The following is a 19,661-nucleotide window of genomic DNA, read 5'->3' on the forward strand; positions in this document are numbered from 1 at the left end:
GTGGGATGCAGGCAGCCGCTCATGGTTTCAGCTCCTCCCGCCTTGCGGCCGCCGTGGCAGCAGCCGCGCTGGTGGCCTCACTCGCAGGCTGCACCAGCGCCCCCGATCCGCCGGATCAGCAATCGCCGACCGTTCAATCCTCTCCGGCGACGGCGACGGCCCCGGCGCCGCGGGCTTTCGTTGCCGTGCTGGAAAAGTACAGCGAGGAGATGCGCGCTGCGGGAGCGACGGCGGTCATCATCCAGATGAAGTCCAGGGTAGGGGATTGGTCCTCGGCCGAAGGCGTCCGCAGCCTCGAAAACCAGGAGCCCGTGCAGCTGACCGACCAGACCCATATCGGCGACATCACCATGACCATGGTGGCGGTGTCAGTCATGAAGCTGGTGGAGGAAGGGAAAATCCAGCTGGATGACCCCATCCAGAAGTACCTGCCGGACTTCGAGAGCATCATCAAGCCGCCTGGACCCATCACCATCCGCAGCCTGCTCAGCCACCGGTCCGAGATGCCCCACCACTGGGATAGTCCCATCGACATAGGGAACAGGCGCTTTACCCATGAAGAGCGCCTGTCCTTCGTTGCGGCCATGTCATGGACCGGCGGATCGGGCAGCCGTTACTACTATTCGAACACCAATTATTCGGCGCTGGCCCTCCTCGTCGAGAAGTTGCGGGGCAAGGACATCGGAGCGGTCATTCACACCGACAACGTGGAGCCGTTGGGACTGCAGGACACTCTCATGTCGGGTGGCGACCCAGGTCCGCAGCGGATGGTCCACGGCTACACCAAGGAAAATGGCGAGCTGTTCGACAACACCCTGGCTCCGTTCCACGCAGGTTCCCCTGATACGGGGATGATTTCCACGGTCCCCGAACTCAACACGTACTTCGCCGCGCTGCAGAAAGGGACCCTGCTGACGCTCCAAAGCGTTCAGGAGATGCATCAGGCAAAATACGAAACGTTCGGCCTTGGTCTCGTCCGGCGGTACGACTCGTGCTCCAATAACGACTATTTCGGCCATGTCGGGGTGGTGCGGGGATACGCGGCGCTTGCTTTGATCAGCGCGGACGGGTCCCGGCAGGTGGCCATGGCAGTTTCCCGTGCACCCGTCCCTGACCTGATTGGTTTCGATGACTGGCGGTCGCTCGAGATGTCCGAAGTTGCCGTGGCAGCGCTCGATCTGGCCTGTTAGCGGGGAGAAAAATAGGGCGGCGTGCCGGGGTTAGGCTGTGCCGGAAGCCGAACCGAGGAGATCCCGTGCACGATGTCACCATCCGCCACAACCCGGAGTGGCAGCGCTTCGAAGTGCTGACCGGCGGGAACGTCATTGGTAAAGCCGTGTACAAGGAGTACGACGGCGGCGGCTCGCCGCAGCGGATTTTCTACCACACGGTGATCAACGAGGAATACGGCGGCCAGGGATTTGCGGGCAAGCTCGCCAAGGTGGCGCTCGATGAAACGGTGGGCGAGGGCAGCACCACCATCGTCCTGGCCTGCCCTTACATCAAGAAATACGTTCGCAAGCACCCGGAGTACGCCGCGGCCACGGTGGCCGTCAGGTCCGCGCACCTGGAATTCCTGAACGCCGCCTTGTCCGCCCGGGCCTAGCTGTCAGCTCCGGGCTGCGCTCAGCCGAGCCGGGCGTTGACCGCGGAAGCAGAGAATATCTGGTTCACCAGCAGGGAGGACATGCCGCGGATTCCGGCTTCCTCGCCCAGGGCTGCAAGCCGGACGTCAAGGTGACGCGTGGCCCGGGGGAGGGACATGGGATACAGCGTTTCGCGAATGCCGCCGATGAGCGAAGACGATGCAAGGTCTCCCGCGATGAGCAGGACTGCCGGATTAAGCAGGCACACCACGGTGGCCATCACTTCGCCGAGCCGCCGGCCCGCCTCGTGTGTCAGCCGCATGGTGTCGACGTTTCCCGCCAGCAGCTGCTGGCGCACATCCCGCCCTGAGGAAGCCGCGATACCGAGGCCTGCGAGCTCGCGGGCGATTGCGCCTCCGCTGGCTCCTGCGGCGAGGCAGCCGAAGGAGCCGCATTGGCACTGCAGCTCAGCGAAAGCGGGGTGGCGGACATGGCCGATGTCGCCCGCGCCGCCGTCGACGCCTTGGTAGATCTGCCCGTCGATGACCAGCCCGGTGCCGATGCCTGTGGAAACCTTGACCAGGCACAGCGAAGTGGTACCGGCGAACCCGGCACTGTATTCGCCGACAGCCATCGCGTCGGCATCGTTTTCCACGAGCACCGGAACCGGGAACGTGTCCTGGATGAACTCCACTATCGGGTAGGCGTCCCAGCCGGGCATGATGGGCGGCTGGCTGGGCCGGAGCGTGTGGGGATCCACCGGGCCGGGGATGGAGACGCCCACCCCCGAGACCTTCGACGCTGGCGTTTTGGACTGCTTAAGCAGTCTGTGTCCTGCTTCGATGATGCCGTGCAGGACTTTCTCCGGTCCGTCGTCGACCGCAATATCCAAAGGCTCATCGGCCACAATGGCCCCGCTGAGGTCCGTGAGGGCGACGCGCGTGGACGTTGTTTCAACGGATGCTGAAATGGTGCACGAATGCTGGAGGTTGAAGGCCAGGTCAGTGGGGCGGCGACCGCCGGAGGGCCTGGCGGTGCCGGCTTCGCGGATCAGTTCTGCCTTCAGGAGCGCATCCACGCGCTGTGCCACCGTCATGCGGGACATGCCCGTTTCTTCCTGGATGTCCCCGCGCGTCCGGGCCTTGCCTGACCGGATCAGGTGAAGGACGTCCCCTGGTCCAACGTACATCTTCGGCTCCTACGGTTGAAAGGCACTTTTGCCATCCTAGGTGCTCCGGCAGTCGAGGAGGCACAACCTGCATGGGCTCGTGTCGATTGACCCTGCAGCTAATGCTAGACAGCTAGACAACATTTGGATAGCCTTTAGGCACAAGTTCCGGCTTTGTGACTGCGCTCATAGCCGGGAGGTTTTTTAGCACCTGTTTTGCTGGTCCGGCCGCAGCGGTCCGGGCCGGACGGAAACGGGGGCCGAGCGCGCGAAGCCGCGGCACCGGTTCCGGGGCCGCCGAAGACAGGAGCATCGAAGTGATGAGAATCAGAGGCCGCTCACAAGTGGCCGTGATTGCGGCAGCGTCGCTGACTATGGCAATGCTGGCAGGCTGCACACCCAACGAAGGTTCGAATGACGGGCAAACCACTGGCGGTGCCCAGGCGATCACCGTCTGGACAGCGGACACCCTGCCGGACCGCGTCGCCAAAACGGAGGCGATCATCGCCAAGTTCACCGCCGCCACCGGCGTTCAAGTTGATCTGGTGGGCGTGCCGGAGGACCAGTTCAACCAGGTCCTGACCTCATCCGCTGCAGCCGGGGACCTCCCGGATGTCATCGGCTCCATTTCACTTGCGCAGGTCCGCACGCTCGCCGCCAACGACCTCGTGGACGCCGCAAGCAACAAGGCGGTCATCGAGACCCTGGACGAAAGCACATTCTCCAAGCGGGCCCTCGAACTGACGCGGGACGGCGACCAGCAGCTGTCGGTCCCCGACTCCTCCTGGCAGCAGCTCCTCTACTATCGGAAGGACCTCTTCGACAAGGCCGGCATTACGGCACCGAAGTCCTACGATGACATCAAGGCAGCGGCGCAGAAGCTGGACACCCCGCAGCTCGCAGGCCTTGCGGCAGCCAATAAGCCAGGCGAGGCGTTTACTCAGCAGACCTTCGAGCATATTGCGCAGGGCAACGGCTGTGAAATGGTCAATGACCAGGGGGACATCACTTTTGACAGCCCCGAGTGTGTGGGCGCCCTTGAGTTCTACCGCGACATGCTGACCCAGTACTCGGTTCCGGGCGCGCAGGACGTGGACACGGTCCGCGCTTCCTACTTCGCCGGCCAGGCAGCCATGGCCATTTGGTCCACCTTCATCCTGGACGAGATGGCCGGCCTGCGTGACAACGCCAAGCCCACGTGTCCAGAGTGCGTTGCCGATCCTGCCTTCCTCGCCAAGAACACGGGCGTCGTGACAGGTATCCAGGGACCCGACGGCAAGCAGCCTGCCCAGTTCGGCGAGATTGTGTCCTGGACGGTCATGAAGGACTCTGCCTCGGATTCCGCGAAGAAGTTCGTGGAGTACTTCATGACCGAAGGCTATGTTGACTGGCTGTCCATCGCCCCCGAAGGCAGGCTTCCGGTCCGTGCGGGAACGGCGGACAATCCGACTGAATACTCGGACAAGTGGAAGACCATGCCCGCCGGTGTGGACAGGAAAGAGCCTCTGGGCAACTTCTACTCCGAGGACGTCCTCTCCATCCTTGAACAGGGTCCGGATGACCTGAAGCGCTGGGGCATCACCCAGGGCCAGGGCGACCTGGTGGGCGCAGCCTTGGGCGAGTTGCCCATCGCCAAAGCCGTCAGCGACGTCACCTCCGGCGGAGTCGATCCTGCAACCGCGGCCAAGCAGGCCGCGGAATCCCTGCGCTCCATTCAGGGTTCGCTGAAGTGAGTTCGGTCAAAAAGGACGTTCCTGCCGGGCCGGCGGCATCAGCCGCCGGCCCGCGGGGGCGCCGCAAGCTTTCACCCATGGCCAGGGAGGAGCAGCGGGCCGGACTCACCCTGCTTTCGCCCACGCTGGTTCTGGTCCTGGTCATGGTGGTTCTGCCGATCCTCTGGACCCTGGTGCTTGCATTCCAGCGCGTGCGGATCCTGAATATCCGTACCGCCGGCATCTTCGGCCCGTATACGGTGGCCAACTTCGATAGCGTGTTCTCGAGCAGCTTCTTCACGTCGCTCGGCACCACGCTTGCCTACTCCATTTTCGGGACCGCCGGGGCGATCATCCTGGGGCTCATCGCGGCACTGGCCCTCCGGAAGCCTTTCAAGGGAAGGACCCTGATCCGAGCGTCCATGCTGATCCCTTACGTGTCACCCATCGTGGCCGTGACGTTCACCTGGACCACCATGCTGGATCCGCAGTTCGGCCTCATCAACTATTGGGGAAAGCGGCTGCTCGGCTGGGAAGAATCCATCCCGTTCCTCAGCGAGCGGGCCAGGGAAGTGTCATTTCTCGGCCTGAACTTCGAAATCCCCACCGCGCTGATCACCGTCATCGTTTTTGAAATGTGGCGGTCCTTCCCCTTCGCTTTCCTGTTCCTCACGGCCCGGATCAACGCTATTCCGGACAGTCTGGAGGAAGCCGCCAGGGTGGACGGGGCAACCTCCATCCAGCGCTTTTTCCACATCATCCTTCCGCAACTGCTGCCCACCATCGCCATGCTGTCCGTCCTGCGGTTCATCTGGACGTTCAACAGCTTTGATGACATCTACCTGCTCACCGGCGGTGGCGGCGGCACCGAAGTGGTGGCCGTGACCGTGTTCAACTTCCTGACCGCGCGTGGCGATATTGGTGCCGCGTCTGCCCAGGCGCTGGTGCTGGCCGTAATCCTCGGCCTGATGGTGGGAATCTACATCAAATTCTTCGGCAAGAAAGAGGAGGTCTCCTGATGGCTGTCCCCGTCGAAACGAGACGCCCGGCCTCCCCATCCCGGCCCCCGGAGGGTTCCCGATGGACACGCGACGTTATCGAAACCAAGGTTTTCGGTGTTCTCCGCTGGGTAGTGATCGTCGGCCTGGTGCTGGTGACCCTGTTCCCGTTCTACTACATGTTCATCCTCTCGATCCGTCCCCTGGATTCGCTGCTGCGCGATCCCGGCTCACTGGTCATTCCGTTCGGCGAACTGAACTGGGGTGCCTACCAGAGCATCATGACGCCGCAGGAAGACGGCGGCCAGGGCTTCCTGAGGTTCATGGGCAACAGTGCCATGGTGGCGCTAGGGACGGTGCTGATTTCGCTGCTGGTGGCCATTCCCGGCTCCTACGCCATCAGCCGGCTGAACTTCTTCGGCCGCCGCCAGATCAGTGCGCTGTTCCTCGCGGTGTACCTGTTCCCCAGCATCCTGCTGGCCATCCCGCTGTTCACCATCTTCACCAGACTTGGCCTGCGGGGCCAGCTGGTGGCATTGCTCATCGTGTACGTGGCCCAGGTCATCCCGGTCACCATCTACATGCTGCGCAATTACTTCGATACCATTCCCACCAGCCTGGAGGAGGCCGCGGCCCTGGACGGCTGCAGCAGGCTCGGCGTGCTGCGCCGGATCAGCCTGCCGCTGGCCATGCCCGCCATTATTTCCAACGGCCTGTTCGTTTTCATGATCGCGTGGAACGAATTCCTCTTCGCCTTGCTGTTCCTGGTGAATACCCGGCCCAACTGGACCGTCTCGCTGGGCCTGTCCCAGCTGGCCGGCAGCATTGAAGTGCCCACCACCGTGCTGATGGCAGGCTCGGTGATCCTCACGCTGCCCATCATTATCATCTTCTTCGCTGCGGAGCGGCTCCTCACCGAGGGTCTCACCGCCGGCGGGGAGAAAGGCTGATGGCGGGCGAAGCGGGCGCCGAGCCTGGCGCTGCCACGTCCGGTGCAGGAGTTGGACGCCGTCCTGGCCGGGCAGCTGGACAACGGCATGGTGCCGCACATGCGCTACGGCGCCGGCCCTGACTTGCAGACCGCGCACCATTACGCGTTCGGCAGGATCTCGGTCACCGGGAATCCGGTGCTGAGGAATCCTCCGTCCAGGAATCCGCCGTCCAGGAATCCGCCGTGGAGGTACGTGCCGGTGACGCCGAGGACAGCCGCTTCGTTGCGCAGTTCCGTCGCTGCCGTGAGGAAGCTGCGGGTCCGCTGGTGGTAGCGCTTGGTAAGGACGACGGCGTTTGCCACCGTGTTGCGGCGCACGGCGTCCGCCACGGCTACTGCCTGCTGCAAGGAGGCGCCCAGCGGGCGGTGCTCCCGCTCGCGGACCACACGCCTGCAAGTTCGGTCTCGGCGCCCACGCTGTCCAGTGGTGCGTGCATGGTTGCGGCCCATTGGCCGGCGCCCACCAGCCCGACTTTCACGGCCGGATAGCGGGCAAGGGATTGCCTCGTGGAGGCGTCGGAAACCATGTGATGAAGATACTGCAGATTCTGCCTAACGTCTATACACAAGTAGGCTAGTTGTTATGCTAATGTCGTTTGCATCACAGTCCTAGCCACCTCACCTACCTAAGGATCGATCCGAAGTGTCCCGCTTCCTCCGCATGGCCGCGCCGCGCAGCGTCGCCGTGATCGACCAGCCTTCCGTTCCGCTCGAAGCCGGTCAGGCGCGGGTGCGGACCATCTATTCCGGCATTTCGGCGGGCACCGAGCTCACGGCCTACCGCGGCACCAACCCCTATCTGACGTCCATCTGGGATCCCGCGTCGCGGCTGTTCGAGCCCGGGCTGGAGGCCCCTGGGTATCCGCTGGATGGTTGGGGATATTCCGAAGTGGGTGAAGTGGTGGAGCTGGCACCGCCGGCAGGACAGGCGGTGGGCAGTGATGACGCCGATCCTCCCGTGCAGGTGGGCGACATGGTCTGGGGGATCTGGGGCCACCGGGACGAGGGCATCCTGGTGGCAGAGTCGCTCCGGGGCCATGTGTTGCCGGCCGGGATGGATCCCCTCGCGGGTGCCTTCGTGCGGGTTGGTGCAATCGCCCTGAGTGCCGTGCTGGCCGCGGACCTGGGCCCCGGCTCCACCGTGGCCATCTTTGGCCAGGGCGTCATCGGACTGCTTGCCACCCGCTTTGCAGTGCTTAACGGGGCAAAGGTGATCGCCGTGGACGGAATCCAGGCCCGCCGCCGGCGTGCACTCGAATGGGGTGCCCTGCATGCCCTCAGCCCCGCCCCGGAACTGGCAGGGGACATCCGGCGGATCACCAGCGGTGCCGGCGTGGACGTTGCCATCGAGCTCAGCGGAAACTACCGTGCACTGCACGAAGCCACCCGGGCGGTAGGTGCCGACGGCACCGTCATCGCCGCCGGCTTCTATCAGGGCGAAGCCGCTGGTGTCCGGTTCGGTGAGGAGTTCCACCATAACCGGGTTCAGCTCCTCGCCTCCCAGATCGGCTCCGTTCCTAACCGGCTCCGCTCCCGCTGGACCGTGCCCCGGCTGCAGCAGACCGTGGTGGACCACCTCGCCGACGGCCGGGTGAACGCGCCGGCCCTGGTAACCCACACCTTTTCCCTGGCGGATTCCGCCAAAGCCTACGAACTCCTGGACTCGGACCCGGAGTCCGCCCTCCAGGTGGTATTGGAGTTCCCATGACCCTCATCACCGTTCAGGAGCAGCACCTGCCCGGTACCAGCCTGGCAGAGAAATTCGACGAAGCCCTGGCCTGGGGCTTCGACGGCATTGAACTGCGGTCCGCCGGCGAGCTGCAGTTCCAGGCCCGCCTGCCGGAACTGCGCCGGGCGCGGAAAGCCGGTGTGGTCATGCCTACCGCCTGCGTGGAGATGCCCCATTTTGTTGGTGCCTTCGACGACGAACTGCGGAAGGACGCCGTCGTCCAGCTCAAATCGCAGCTGAGCGTTATGGCCGAGATCGGCGGCCGGGGCGTCATGACGCCGGCCTCCTACGGCATGTTCTCCAAGCGCCTTCCTCCATTCATCCCGCCGCGCACCGAGGAAGAGGACACCGCAGTGCTGGTGGAATCATTCACGGAGCTTGGCGAGCATGCGGCCGCCGAAGGGGTGGAGATCTATCTTGAACCCCTGAACCGCTATGAGGACCACATGATCAACACCCTCGCCGACGGCGTGCGGCTGCTGACGCTTGTGGGCCTGGGCGCGGTGCGCCTGGCTCCGGACACGTATCACATGAATATTGAGGAAAGTGACCCGGCGGCAGCCCTCCAGGACACCGCCGGATACATCGGCCACATCCAGGCCAGCGACTCGAACCGCCTCGAACCCGGTGCCGGGCACCTCGACTGGGCCCTGTTCGGTGCCACGCTCAAATCCATCGGTTACCAGGGCACAGTGGCCCTGGAATCCCGGCTGTCCGGACCGGCGGAGGAAGTCCTTCCCCGGGTGCCGTCCCTGCTGGGGCGATACCTGTGACGGCCGTTTCGGATACCGACGACGGCGGGTCTCCAGTGACCGCCGAGCTGATCGCCGCCCGTTCCACGGCCGTCCTGGAGGCCAACTGGCGAAAGACCCACACCGTTCCGGCCGCCGGCCTCTATCCCCACCAGTGGAGCTGGGATTCGTCCTTCATTGCCGTGGGCCTCAGCCGGATCTCACCCCGCCGCGCGGGCCAGGAGATGGATGCACTCTTCGCCGGCCAGTGGGATGACGGCCGGCTGCCACAGATCATCTTCGATCCCCACCGGGACGAGGACTACGCCCCGGGGGCATCGTTCTGGCAGTCCCGCCTCATTCCCGGCTCCCCGAAGCAGGTGGAGACAGCAGGCTTGGTCCAGCCGCCAAACCACGCGTGGGCTGTCTGGAAAATCCACCAGGCCGACCCCGCCGAATCCCGCCGCCGCTCCTTCCTGGAGCGGAACTACTCCAAGCTGGTCCACTGGCACGAATACCTGTCCGGCCGCCGCGACCGCGGCGGGTCCGGCTTGGCCTGCATCGTGCACCCCTGGGAGTCCGGCACGGACAATTCGCCCTTGTGGGATACGGTGATGCTGCGGATCCCGGCGGACTGCAAAACCGAACTGAACCGCCTGGACCTGCAGCACGCCGACGCCGGGGAGCGGCCCAGCCAGAAGGAGTACGGCAAGTACTTCTGGATGGCCGAACGCTACCGGGACCACGGCTGCGACGACGCCGATGCGGACTACCCCTTCCTGATGGAGGATCCGCTGTTCAACACCCTGCTGGCGGTGTCGGAGCTGGCCCTGGCGGACATCGCCGCCGAGCTGGGCTTGCCTGGCGAAGCGCACCGGGAGCGGGCGGAACGGATCACCGAGGCGCTGGAGGCCCTGTACGTGCCGGAACTGGGATGTTATTCCGCCCGCGACGTCACCGATGGAACGGTGGTCTCCAAGGCGACCATCAACGGACTGATCCCGCTCCTGCTGCCCGGACAGGTCCACGCCGACGCCCTGCTGGAGACACTGAACGGTCCCCGCTTCATGGACGGACGCGCCCTGATGGTGCCCAGCTACGACGCCACGGCCGAGGACCACAATCCGGCTCTCTACTGGCGCGGCCCGGCCTGGTTCAACATGTCCTGGATGGTGGCTGAGGCGCTGGAAGGACTTGGGCATACGGACCAGGCGGCCTTCCTCCGGGGCAACATCGGCAGGCTCGCAGCGGAGCATGATTTCCCCGAATACGTGGACCCCTGGACCGGAGCCGCGCACGGCACCCGCAGCTTCAGCTGGACCGCGGCGCTGGCCCTTGAAACCACCTACTACCGGAGCACCCCATGACCGCCATCGCACCCCCGTCCGCAGTCTCGGTCCTCGTGGCCCACGGCGCCATGATGCGCGGCGCTGCCGACGGAAGCGTGGGCCGGGCAGACGCACCGGCGCAGGGAACGGAAGGCCTCTATGTTGCCGATACGCGCCTGCTGTCCCGCTGGATCCTGGAGATTAATGACGCCACTTTCTGGGAGGTGGGCAGCGTCTGCGAACCGGGCCGCCGCGAGACCGCCCTCAGTCCGGCGGCACGGCGGAGCCAGACGCACGATCTCTTCGTCCGCCGGACCCAGGAGCTGGACGCCGGAGGCCTCACCGACACCCTCCGCATCCGCAACCTGGGCCGGGAGCCAATCACCGCGCGGTTGGTCCTGCGGGCCGGCACCGACTTCGCGGACCAGTTCACCGTCCGCACCGACGGCCGGATCTTCGATCTCAGCGCCGCCGCCAGCAGCATGGACGTCCACGACGACGGCTCGCTGGCTTTCGATTACAGCCACACCTTCCGGGGCCTGACTTTTGAGGCCGGCGTCCGACTGACGGCCAGCATCCCGCCGATGGTCCGCCGGGAACCTGCCAACGGCCGCTTTGTCGGCGCCGCACTGTCCTGGGACCTGGCCTTGGCCGTAGGGGAGACGCAGGCCCTGACTGTCTCTGCCGTCTCCGCCGGCGGGCAGGCACGCCCGGCGGTGCCGGCCGCCGTCGTACGTTCCGGCGAGGGGCTGACCGCCTTGGCGCGCCAGAGCCTCAAGGACCTCGATTCGCTGCTGATGCCGTGCCCCGTCAAGCCCGAACTGACCATCCCCGCGGCAGGGCTGCCCTGGTTCCTCACGCTCTTCGGCCGGGATTCCCTGCTGGCGTCCATGCTCACGCGGGAAGAATGCCCGCAGCTGCTGGGCGATGTGCTCCGCGCGTTAGCTGCAACGCAGGGAACCGTGGATGATCCGGCCCGGGTGGAGCAGCCGGGGAAGATTGTCCACGAGGTGCGGGTGAGTGAACTGGCCCAGCTCGGCGCCGTTCCCTACGGCCGCTACTACGGCACGGTGGACTCCACGCCGCTGTTCCTGATGGCGTTGGGGCAAGTGGAGGATGCCGCGCTTCTCCGCGAACTGGAGCAGCCGGCCCGGGCCGCCGTCGAGTGGATCCTCGGCGACGGCGGCCTGAAGAAGACCGGGTTTGTCCGCTACACGCCGGACCCCGCCGGTCTGCTCCACCACGGCTGGAAGGACTCGTTCGACGCCGTGGCCGGAGCTGACGGCCGCGAACCGGTGGGCGACATCGCCCTTGCTGAAGTCCAGGGCTACACCTGGCGCGGCCTCAGGGAATGCGCCCGCCTCGCAGCGGAACAATGGGATGACCAGGCTTGGGCAGGCACCCTTCGCGGGCTCGCCGACGAGCTGAAGCTCCGCTTCCGCGACGCGTTCTGGATGGAGAGCCAGAACTTTCCCGCCTTGGCGGTGGACGGTGGAGGCGACCAGGTCGATGCGCTGGCCTCCAACGCCGGTCATTTGCTGTGGGCCGGTATCGTCGACGCGGACGACGCCGGTGCGGTTGCTTCCCGACTGCTCCGGGACGATTTCTTCACCGGATGGGGGATCCGGACCCTTGCCGAAGGCCAGTACTATTACCACCCGATGTCCTATCACAACGGCTCCGTCTGGCCCCATGACACCATGCTGGCCGCGGAGGGAATGGCGGCGTACGGACTGGCGGACCAGGCACGGACCGTGGCAGCGGGGATCCGGGACGCGGCCGCGCACTTCGGCAACAGCCTGCCGGAACTGTTCGGCGGGTTCTCGCGCGCGGATTTCCCTGTGCCGGTCAGATGCCACCACGCCGGCTCTCCGCAGGCCTGGGCTGCTGCCGCGGGCCTCGCCGCTGTCCGCCTGGCGTAGCTCCGCCGCCCTCAGCGGCGGGTCACCAAGTGGTGGTTCCCGACGCCGGTAAGCCAGACTGTTTCCGTGAGCAACAAATCCCGGACCGGTCTTGCGGTCGCCGGGCTCAGCCTGGGCACGGCGGTGAACCCGTTGAACTCATCCATGATCGCCGTGGCGCTCGTGGTGCTGCGCCAGGATTTCGGGCTCGACGTCGCCGCGGTCACCTGGGTGATCACCTCCTTCTATCTGAGCTCAGCCGCAGGCCAGCCCCTGATGGGGCGGCTCGCGGACAGGTTCGGGCCGCGCCGGATGTTTATGCTCGGCACGGGACTGGTGGCTGTGACCTGTGCGCTCGCGCCCTTCTCGCCCAACTTCGCCCTGCTCTGCGTGGCCCGCGCCGTGATGGCGCTGGGCACGGCCGCTGCGTACCCCAGCGCAGTAGTGATGGTGGGTGCCATCGTCCATCGGGCCAACACTGCCCAGCGGACCCAGGTTGAGTCGTCCCGTCCGCTGGGCCATATCCAGATGGCCAACACGTCCGCGGCGGCGGTGGGCCCTGTCCTCGGCGGCCTGCTGGTGGGCTTCGTGGGCTGGGAAGCACTGTTCCTGGTCAACGTCCCGCTGGCGTTGGCGGCGCTGTTGATTGTGCGGCGGGCGGCGCCGGCGGATGCCCCACGGGAACGCGGCAGCCTCGCCGAGCTGGTGCGGGACTCCGACATTCCTGGCATCCTGGGCTTCGTCAGCTCCCTGCTGCTGGTGATGATGGCCCTGCTGGATGTGGCGCCGGGCTACCGCTGGTGGCTGCTGGGTGCCGGAACCTGGCCGCCGCGCTGTTCGCCTCGCGTGAGCTCCGCTTCAGCCCGCCGTTCCTGGACCTGCGGCTCCTGGGGCGGAACCGGCCGCTGATGCTGGTGTACCTGGGCTTCGCCGTGTTCAACAGCGTCTACTACTTTGTCTTCTTTGGACTGCCCCAACTACTGCAGGAATCGGGCGGCTACAACCCCGGCCTCGTGGGCCTGCTGATGCTGCCGCTGGCCACCACGTCCGTCCTCGCCACGCCGTGGGCTGTCCGGGCCATGGGCCGATTCGGCGTGCGGCGGGTGCTTATTGCCGGCGTCGTACTTCTCACCCTGGTGGCCGCGCTCATGTGGCTCCTGACCGGCTCACTGGCCATTCCGGTGGTGCTGGCGCTCACCGCCCTGATGGGCGTTCCGTACGCGGTGGTGAGCATCGCGTCGAACCAAGGCATGTTCGTCTCCACCCGGCCGCAGGAACGCGGGGTGGCGGCCGGCATCTTCCAGACGTGCCGCTACGTAGGTGCGATCACGGCGACCGTGCTGATCGGCGTGTTCGCGGCCGGGGGCGTGGACCCGGCGAGCTGGGGCCAGATGGTTGTGGCCATGCTGGTGCTCGGCGCGGTGGCGTTCGGCGTGACGCTGCTGTGGAAGCAGCGGGCGGACTAGCAAAGCCCACGGGATGCGATTCCGCCGCCGGGCTTATCGTGGAGATATGGACTCTCCAAAGGTGCAGCTGTACCTGGATATCACCGCTAAAGGCCTGTGCCTGCTGGGCGTCGCGCTGATGGTCTTCGGCCAGAGCGGATGGTCATGGCCTTCCGTGCCGGCACACAGCTGAGCGAGCACCGGAACCCGGGCGAGGCCACGGTCTACGTGCTGAAGGGGTCGGTCTGGCTGAGGGCGGGTGGGGAGTCGTGGCAGGGCAAGGCCGGGGATCTCCTGATCGTCCCGGACGGGCTGCACAGCCTGGAAGCGGAAGAGGACTCGGCGGTGCTTTTTACGGTGGTCAAGACCGACCGTTAGCGCCCGAGTACGCAGCGTCATGCACTCCTCCACCACAGCTGGTTAACTGTCAGGTGAACCGAGAGAAGGAGCTTGCATGTCCGGTCTGCCCACACCACGGAAGCTACGGGTCAGTCTGCCCAGCCAGAACCTGATGGCGGCACTTGAGCCGTCCGCCGACGTCGAACTTTTCCTGTGGGACCTGACCGGCCCGGCGCCGGCGGAGCAGTTCGACATTGTGGTGCCGCCCTACATGGGCGCGGCGGGGGCGCTGACGGCGCTGGACTCCGTGGACGTGGGCCTGGTGCAGAGCCAGTCGATCGGGTACGACGGCGTCGCGGCGGTTCTGCCCGCGGGGTGCCGTTTTGCGAACGCGGCCGGAGTGCATGAGACGTCGACGGCGGAACTTGCGTTGGGCATGATCATCGCCAGCCAGCGGGGGATCCCGGACTTTGTGCGGAACGCGGCGACGCGAACCTGGGACAACTCCCAGCGCCCCAGCCTTGCCGACAGGCGCGTGCTCCTGGTGGGTTACGGGGGAGTGGGGAAGGCGGTTGAGGCCAGGCTGCTGCCGTTCGAGACCGAGGTGACGCGCCTGGCCAGCCGCGGCCGCGACGATGAGCACGGCCGGATCTACGGGATTGAATCCCTGTACGAACAGCTGCCGCTGCACGAGATTGTGGTGGTTAGTGTTCCCCTGGGCGAACAGACCCGGCACCTGGTTGACGCCCGGTTCCTGGCGGCGATGCCGGATGGCGCACTGGTGGTGAACGTTGCGCGCGGGCCGGTGGCTGATACCCAGGCCCTGCTGCGCGAGACCTCAACCGGGCGGCTCCGGGCGGCCCTGGACGTGACGGACCCGGAACCGCTGCCGAGCGACCATCCCCTGTGGAGCGTGCCGGGCGTCCTGATCACGCCGCATGTGGGCGGGGCAAGCTCTGCCATGCTGCCGCGGGTGGCGCGGCTGATCCGGAAGCAGATCGAACTGTTGCAGGCCGGAGAAGAGCCCGTGAACGTGGTGCTGGGGCAGGCCGTCAGGCGGTAGCCGCCGCTGGGGCATTCGGGAGGTCAGCCGTGTCTTTGACCTTTTCTCCGACCAGCCCCCCGGAAGGGGAGCAGATAGGGGGTTCGGGCTATGGACCCTTCCGGCTGGCGTGCCTAGACTGGCTTGACCCCCCAGCTCCAGGAAAACATCCAGCTGCTCAAGCAACGGGCAGGCCCTGCAGCTGAGGGATCCATCGCAACACTTCACAACTCACGGCTACCCCACGAGGGCGTGCCGTGCCGAGGAGAGGAGAGCAGGATGTCAGGGAACAAAGCCGTTGCTTACAAGGAACCCGGCAAGGTGGAACTGATCGATATCGATTACCCCACCTTCGAACTCAAAGACGGACCGGGCGTCAACCCGGCGAACGTGGGGCGCACGGTACCCCACGGAGCCATCATCAAAACCGTGGCCACCAACATCTGCGGTTCGGACCAGCACATGGTCCGCGGACGCACCACCGCCCCGCCCGACCTGGTGCTCGGGCATGAGATCACCGGCGAAGTGGTGGAGGTGGGTCCCGGCGTCGAGTTCATCAAAGTGGGGGACATCTGTTCAGTGCCCTTCAACATCGCCTGCGGCCGGTGCCGGAACTGCAAGGAACGCAAAACCGGGATCTGCCTGAACGTTAATCCGGACCGCCCCGGCAGCGCCTACGGCTATGTGGACATGGGCGGCTGGGTGGGCGGCCAGGCCAACTATGTGCTGGTCCCGTACGCGGACTGGAACCTGCTGAAGTTCCCGGACAAGGACCAGGCCATGGCAAAAATCATGGACCTCGCCATGCTCTCGGATATCTTCCCCACAGGCTTCCACGGCGCGGTGTCGGCCGGGGTGGGCGTGGGTTCCACGGTGTACGTGGCGGGGGCCGGACCTGTTGGCCTCGCAGCGGCCACGAGTGCTCACTTGCTGGGTGCCGCCGTCGTGATTGTGGGGGATCTGAACGAGGACCGGCTGAAGCAGGCGCGCAGTTTCGGGTGCGAAACCATTGACCTGAGCAAAGGCGGACCGGCGGAGCAGATCGAGCAGATCCTGGGTGTTCCGGAGGTGGACTGCGGCGTTGACGCGGTGGGCTTCGAGGCCCGGGGCCACGGCCACGGCCACGACGCCAAGGAGGCGCCCGCCACGGTGCTGAATTCGCTGATGGAAGTCACCGCGGCCGGTGGTGCGCTGGGCATTCCCGGGCTCTATGTCACAGGCGATCCCGGTGGTGTGGACGAGGCGGCCAAGAAGGGTGCCCTGAGCCTGAGCCTTGGCACCGGCTGGGCGAAGTCGCTGAGCTTCACTACGGGGCAGTGCCCAGTGATGAAGTACAACCGTCAGCTGATGATGGCGATCCTGCACGACAAGGTGAGCATCGCCAAGAACGTCAACGCCAAGGCGATCAGCCTCGAGGATGCGCCCAAGGGCTATGCCGAGTTCGACGCCGGTGCGGCCACCAAGTACGTCCTCAACCCGAACGGATACCTCAGCTGAGCCCTGCCGGGTTTGGTGCGCCGGGCGCCGGGCGCCGGGTCACTTGGCGCCGGGCACCCGGTGCCGAGTGATTCACTAAAGAGGCGGTGCCTCCACCGTGAGTGGGGGCACCGCCTCCGCCAGGCGTAAGTAAAGTCCGCGCTAGCGCTGCCGCGGGTCCAGCGGCTGCGGAACGATCGGCTGGTCATTGGCCGTCAGGTCGATGCCCAGGTCCTTGGCGAAGACCAGCCGGGTGTCCTTGTAGATGCCCGGGTGGTTCTCGTCCAGCTCAAAGACACGGGCCCCGCGCAGGCGGTTCCGCTCGGCGCCGGAAAGCCCATAGGCGCCGAACCCGGTTCCGGGCGCATAGCCAAGCTGCACCCCGTAGTAGTTGCCTACGTACGTGTTGACGTGGTCGTGGCCCACAAAGTAGCCGAGCACATCCCCGCGCTCCAGGAAGGCGTTGAACAGGCCGGAGTTGATGGGGCCCGGGCACTCGTCCTCGTTCCGTTCGCCAACGATGTTGTGTTTCGTGAGGGCACGGGCGTGATCGGCGTCCGTCCGCGAGTCGAGGCTAGCGAACCACATGTTGCGGTGCTCGTGGAGCGCGATGTGGCCCCACATGAGGGAGGGGACCTTCTTGCCGTATTTTTGCTCGGTGGCGATAGAGAGGTTGCGGTACCACGTGACCTGGTCCATGCGTACCCAGTCCCAGCCGGGGTAGCCCTCGAAGTCCTGCCCGTTGATGGTATCCGGGGCATACCGGCCGGTGTCGATAAGCCAGAGTCCGAACGCCGGTGCCTTGGACTTGGCGGACTGCACCAGGAGCAGCGAGTTCGATGTCCCTGTGAGGCCCGGCGTGGAGTCGCTGTTCATATTGAACTCGTAGGTCTGCAGGAACTGCAGCATTTTGGCCTCAGTCATGCCGGTCCGGCTTACTGAATCCTCGTCGTGGTTGCCGAACGTGACGGCCCATGGTATCTGCCGGCGTTCCATGGGCTGGACCACGTGGTTGAGCGCCTGCTTGACCTCCAGCTCGGAATCGCAGCCGCCGTTGATCACGTCACCGTTGATCACCACGAAGTCCGGCTTCTCCGCGTCCAGGGTCTTGTCCATCAGCTCGATGGTGCGGCGGTCCGTCTGCTCGTCGTCCTGGGTGTCGTTGAACTGGACCACCTTGAAGCGGCCGTCGGTCCGGAAGGCGAGGCTGGGCTGGGGTGCCTTCGGACCCGGGGCCGCGCTGCTTCCGGCGGCCGCCGCCACTGTGAGTCCGAGCGCACCCAGCGTTCCGGCGGCAGCCAGCGCGGCCCTCCGGCTGAGGTTGTACTGATGGAGTCCGGTGGTCATGGTTGCCTCTTTCACTGGTGCGGCCGTACTCCCGGCCGTCGATCCTGTGACAGTAGGCGAGCCAAGTTTCGGGTTCCGGAACACTTGCTGAACGCCGCATGCGGGACTGAGTGATTACCGGCTAAGTCCGCCTATGATGGCGGCATGTCATCTTACGAAGTCACCCGCAGCGCCCTCATTCCTGCCCCAGCACAAGACGTCTTTCCGCTGGTCAACAGCTTCCTGGAGTGGACCAAATGGTCGCCGTGGGAGAACGTGGACCCGGAATTGAACCGCTCGTATTCGGGCAACGACGCCGGTGTGGGGGCCAAGTACGCGTGGAGCGGCAACCGCAAAGCAGGCAGCGGAAACATGGAAATTGTCGAGTCCGACTTTCCTCAGAGCATCAAGGTGCACCTGGAATTCACCAAGCCGTTCAAGGCCGTGAACCCCACCTCGTTCACGTTCACCACGGCCGACGGCGGCACGCAGGTCACGTGGCGGATGACCGGCGAGAACAAGGGGCTCGCGAAGGTTTTCGCCCTGTTCATGAACATGGACAAGTTCATCGGCGCCGATTTCGAGCGCGGGCTGGCCGCGCTCTCGGCGGCCGCTACGGCCAACAAAGCCTGACCCTGCGACGGAGCCCCAGCGCCTGCCGGGCCTCAGCCGTTGAGGATCTGTTCCCGAAGAATGTCTGCGTGCCCGCGGTGCTGGGCGAGCTCACGCAGCACGTGCAGGTATACCCAGTGCAGGGGGAGCGGGCCGCGGCGGTTGCCGCGGAGCACGTCGTCGAGATCTAACGACGACGTCGCCAGGCGCGATGCCTCGCAAGCCTCCCGGTGAGCCTGCTGGATGCTGGCGATGGTGTCCTGGTCCGTGAGGATGAACGACTCGTCCGGCGTGGCCGGAATGCCGATCTCGGTGCGTGACCGGCACGTGATGGCCTCGTCGAACCAGACCTTTTCCACCATGATCGCGTGCTTCACCAGACCCAGCAGTGTTGTCCGGGAAGCGACCAGCGAGCGGCGCGCCTGCTCCTCGGTGAGGCCGTCCAGGCAGGCATTGAGCATGTTCCGGTGGTCGTCAATGAAGGCCTCGAACTGGACGCGCGCGGGCTGATGGATAGCGTTCTCGGCAAACGCGGCTGAGGGAGCAGACATCCACAAAGTATGGCAAAGCCAGGGCCTCGGGGCAACGCGCTGGCTCGTTCTGCGGGAACGCCCGACGCCGGCCGCGCGGCGTTCCGTCCAAACACCGTGGTCACGCTGATGTGCCTGGTCCCGGTGATCCTGGCGGCCGGCGCCGCTGCGGGCCGGGCCATCCGCGCCGCGCGGTCCTAGTAGCGCCCAGCCAGAAGCCCGCCTGGCCGGAGGGGCGACTACCCGGACGCGCGGCGGTTGCGCGCCTGGCGCGCCAGCCGGATGAACCCGTAGATGAACACGGCTTCGATCAGCACCATTAGCCCGAGCAGCAGCCACTGCCCCTGGGCGATGAAGACCACGGCGCCGGTGAGGACCAGGGTGGTTCCGAGCGCCAGCGCATACACGGCGAAGCCGAGGGCCACTTTGGCGCTGCGCACACCCGTCCGGAAGCCAAAGCCCACCGGCTCGCCGCCGGGGTAGCCGGCCACGCGGTCCGGGACGGCGGGCTTGACCTTGTCGAATTCCGCCCAGGGGTCCGGGTTCTGATTGCTCATGCTTCCATTATCCCGCGGTTCCCGGCCCACCCGCGATCGCCCGAACTATAGGCTGAGTGGCGCAGCTGGCGAAGCTCAATACGGTGCTCGAGTCCGCGTAGGCAGGGGGCCGGGCGTCGCTCCGACGAATTCTGCTCAATCATTCGGCGGCGGCTTGCGGGCCTCCCCGGAAATCCAGCCCTGGCGAACG

Annotated in this window: 19 protein-coding genes and 1 pseudogene; 15 read left to right on the forward strand and 5 right to left on the reverse strand. The window is 65.8% G+C overall.

Annotated features, from left to right (window positions below; translation table 11 throughout):
• Positions 1-5: 5 nt before the first annotated feature.
• Both ACQCSW_RS05315 and ACQCSW_RS05320 read left to right on the forward strand, forming a co-directional pair.
• Positions 6-1,190 (forward strand): serine hydrolase domain-containing protein, encoded by a 1,185-nt coding sequence (locus tag ACQCSW_RS05315; protein WP_426989816.1) that lies wholly within the window; start codon positions 6-8, stop codon positions 1,188-1,190.
• A gap of 65 nt (positions 1,191-1,255) precedes the next feature.
• Positions 1,256-1,606 carry a GNAT family N-acetyltransferase gene (locus ACQCSW_RS05320; protein ID WP_426989817.1) on the forward strand — a complete coding sequence of 117 codons (351 nt, stop codon included), beginning with the start codon at positions 1,256-1,258 and terminating at the stop codon, positions 1,604-1,606.
• Between the two features lie 20 nt (positions 1,607-1,626).
• On the opposite strand, the gene ACQCSW_RS05325 is transcribed toward ACQCSW_RS05320, so the two are convergent.
• Positions 1,627-2,775, reverse strand: a complete 1,149-nt coding sequence (locus ACQCSW_RS05325) for an ROK family protein (RefSeq protein WP_426989818.1) — start codon at positions 2,773-2,775, stop codon at positions 1,627-1,629.
• 299 nt (positions 2,776-3,074) lie between these two features.
• Here ACQCSW_RS05325 and ACQCSW_RS05330 point away from each other — a divergent pair, with 299 nt between their 5' ends.
• Genes ACQCSW_RS05330 through ACQCSW_RS05340 form a run of 3 tightly spaced genes read left to right on the forward strand, consistent with a single transcriptional unit; the run spans position 3,075 to position 6,414 of the window.
• On the forward strand, positions 3,075-4,487 hold the full coding sequence (locus ACQCSW_RS05330) for an ABC transporter substrate-binding protein (protein ID WP_426989819.1): 1,413 nt from the start codon (positions 3,075-3,077) through the stop codon (positions 4,485-4,487).
• A complete protein-coding gene (locus ACQCSW_RS05335; protein WP_426989820.1) occupies positions 4,484-5,485 on the forward strand; it encodes a carbohydrate ABC transporter permease in 1,002 nt (333 codons plus the stop codon). Before ACQCSW_RS05330 ends, ACQCSW_RS05335 begins: the two co-directional genes overlap by 4 nt.
• Entirely contained in the window at positions 5,485-6,414 is a 930-nt protein-coding gene (locus ACQCSW_RS05340) for a carbohydrate ABC transporter permease (protein ID WP_426989821.1), read from the forward strand. The genes ACQCSW_RS05335 and ACQCSW_RS05340 overlap by 1 nt, the downstream gene beginning before the upstream one ends.
• A 140-nt stretch (positions 6,415-6,554) precedes the next feature.
• On the opposite strand, the gene ACQCSW_RS05345 is transcribed toward ACQCSW_RS05340, so the two are convergent.
• Complete coding sequence (locus ACQCSW_RS05345) at positions 6,555-6,842, reverse strand: hypothetical protein (RefSeq protein WP_426989822.1); 288 nt, start codon at positions 6,840-6,842, stop codon at positions 6,555-6,557.
• A gap of 256 nt (positions 6,843-7,098) precedes the next feature.
• On the opposite strand from ACQCSW_RS05345, the gene ACQCSW_RS05350 reads away from it, so the two are divergent.
• The 8 genes and pseudogenes from ACQCSW_RS05350 to fdhA all read left to right on the forward strand — a co-directional run bounded on the left by ACQCSW_RS05350 (position 7,099) and on the right by fdhA (position 16,467).
• Positions 7,099-8,163, forward strand: a complete 1,065-nt coding sequence (locus ACQCSW_RS05350) for a zinc-dependent alcohol dehydrogenase (RefSeq protein WP_426989823.1) — start codon at positions 7,099-7,101, stop codon at positions 8,161-8,163.
• Positions 8,160-8,957, forward strand: a complete 798-nt coding sequence (locus ACQCSW_RS05355) for a sugar phosphate isomerase/epimerase family protein (RefSeq protein ID WP_426989824.1) — start codon at positions 8,160-8,162, stop codon at positions 8,955-8,957. The genes ACQCSW_RS05350 and ACQCSW_RS05355 overlap by 4 nt, the downstream gene beginning before the upstream one ends.
• Entirely contained in the window at positions 8,954-10,282 is a 1,329-nt protein-coding gene (locus ACQCSW_RS05360) for an MGH1-like glycoside hydrolase domain-containing protein (RefSeq protein ID WP_426989825.1), read from the forward strand. Before ACQCSW_RS05355 ends, ACQCSW_RS05360 begins: the two co-directional genes overlap by 4 nt.
• Entirely contained in the window at positions 10,279-12,165 is a 1,887-nt protein-coding gene (locus ACQCSW_RS05365; RefSeq protein ID WP_426989826.1) for a glycogen debranching N-terminal domain-containing protein, read from the forward strand. Before ACQCSW_RS05360 ends, ACQCSW_RS05365 begins: the two co-directional genes overlap by 4 nt.
• A gap of 66 nt (positions 12,166-12,231) precedes the next feature.
• Positions 12,232-13,610, forward strand: a pseudogene (locus ACQCSW_RS05370) (MFS transporter).
• 96 nt (positions 13,611-13,706) lie between these two features.
• Entirely contained in the window at positions 13,707-13,967 is a 261-nt protein-coding gene (locus ACQCSW_RS05375; protein WP_426989827.1) for a cupin domain-containing protein, read from the forward strand.
• Between the two features lie 76 nt (positions 13,968-14,043).
• Positions 14,044-14,991: a 2-hydroxyacid dehydrogenase gene (locus ACQCSW_RS05380; protein ID WP_426989828.1), complete on the forward strand. Its 948-nt coding sequence runs from the start codon at positions 14,044-14,046 to the stop codon at positions 14,989-14,991.
• Between the two features lie 258 nt (positions 14,992-15,249).
• A complete protein-coding gene (gene fdhA, locus ACQCSW_RS05385) occupies positions 15,250-16,467 on the forward strand; it encodes a formaldehyde dehydrogenase, glutathione-independent (RefSeq protein ID WP_354249657.1) in 1,218 nt (405 codons plus the stop codon).
• A gap of 141 nt (positions 16,468-16,608) precedes the next feature.
• On the opposite strand, the gene ACQCSW_RS05390 is transcribed toward fdhA, so the two are convergent.
• Positions 16,609-17,793, reverse strand: a complete 1,185-nt coding sequence (locus tag ACQCSW_RS05390; protein ID WP_426989829.1) for a metallophosphoesterase family protein — start codon at positions 17,791-17,793, stop codon at positions 16,609-16,611.
• 144 nt (positions 17,794-17,937) lie between these two features.
• Here ACQCSW_RS05390 and ACQCSW_RS05395 point away from each other — a divergent pair, with 144 nt between their 5' ends.
• Positions 17,938-18,405, forward strand: a complete 468-nt coding sequence (locus tag ACQCSW_RS05395; protein ID WP_426989830.1) for an SRPBCC family protein — start codon at positions 17,938-17,940, stop codon at positions 18,403-18,405.
• 32 nt (positions 18,406-18,437) lie between these two features.
• On the opposite strand, the gene ACQCSW_RS05400 is transcribed toward ACQCSW_RS05395, so the two are convergent.
• On the reverse strand, positions 18,438-18,935 hold the full coding sequence (locus tag ACQCSW_RS05400) for a DinB family protein (RefSeq protein WP_111908668.1): 498 nt from the start codon (positions 18,933-18,935) through the stop codon (positions 18,438-18,440).
• A gap of 9 nt (positions 18,936-18,944) precedes the next feature.
• Here ACQCSW_RS05400 and ACQCSW_RS05405 point away from each other — a divergent pair, with 9 nt between their 5' ends.
• Positions 18,945-19,115, forward strand: coding sequence for a hypothetical protein (locus ACQCSW_RS05405; RefSeq protein WP_426989831.1), 171 nt, complete (start codon positions 18,945-18,947; stop codon positions 19,113-19,115).
• 38 nt (positions 19,116-19,153) lie between these two features.
• On the opposite strand, the gene ACQCSW_RS05410 is transcribed toward ACQCSW_RS05405, so the two are convergent.
• Entirely contained in the window at positions 19,154-19,471 is a 318-nt protein-coding gene (locus ACQCSW_RS05410; protein WP_426989832.1) for a hypothetical protein, read from the reverse strand.
• Positions 19,472-19,661: the final 190 nt, after the last annotated feature.

This window comes from Pseudarthrobacter sp. Y6 (assembly GCF_050156205.1).
Lineage (GTDB): Bacteria > Actinomycetota > Actinomycetes > Actinomycetales > Micrococcaceae > Arthrobacter.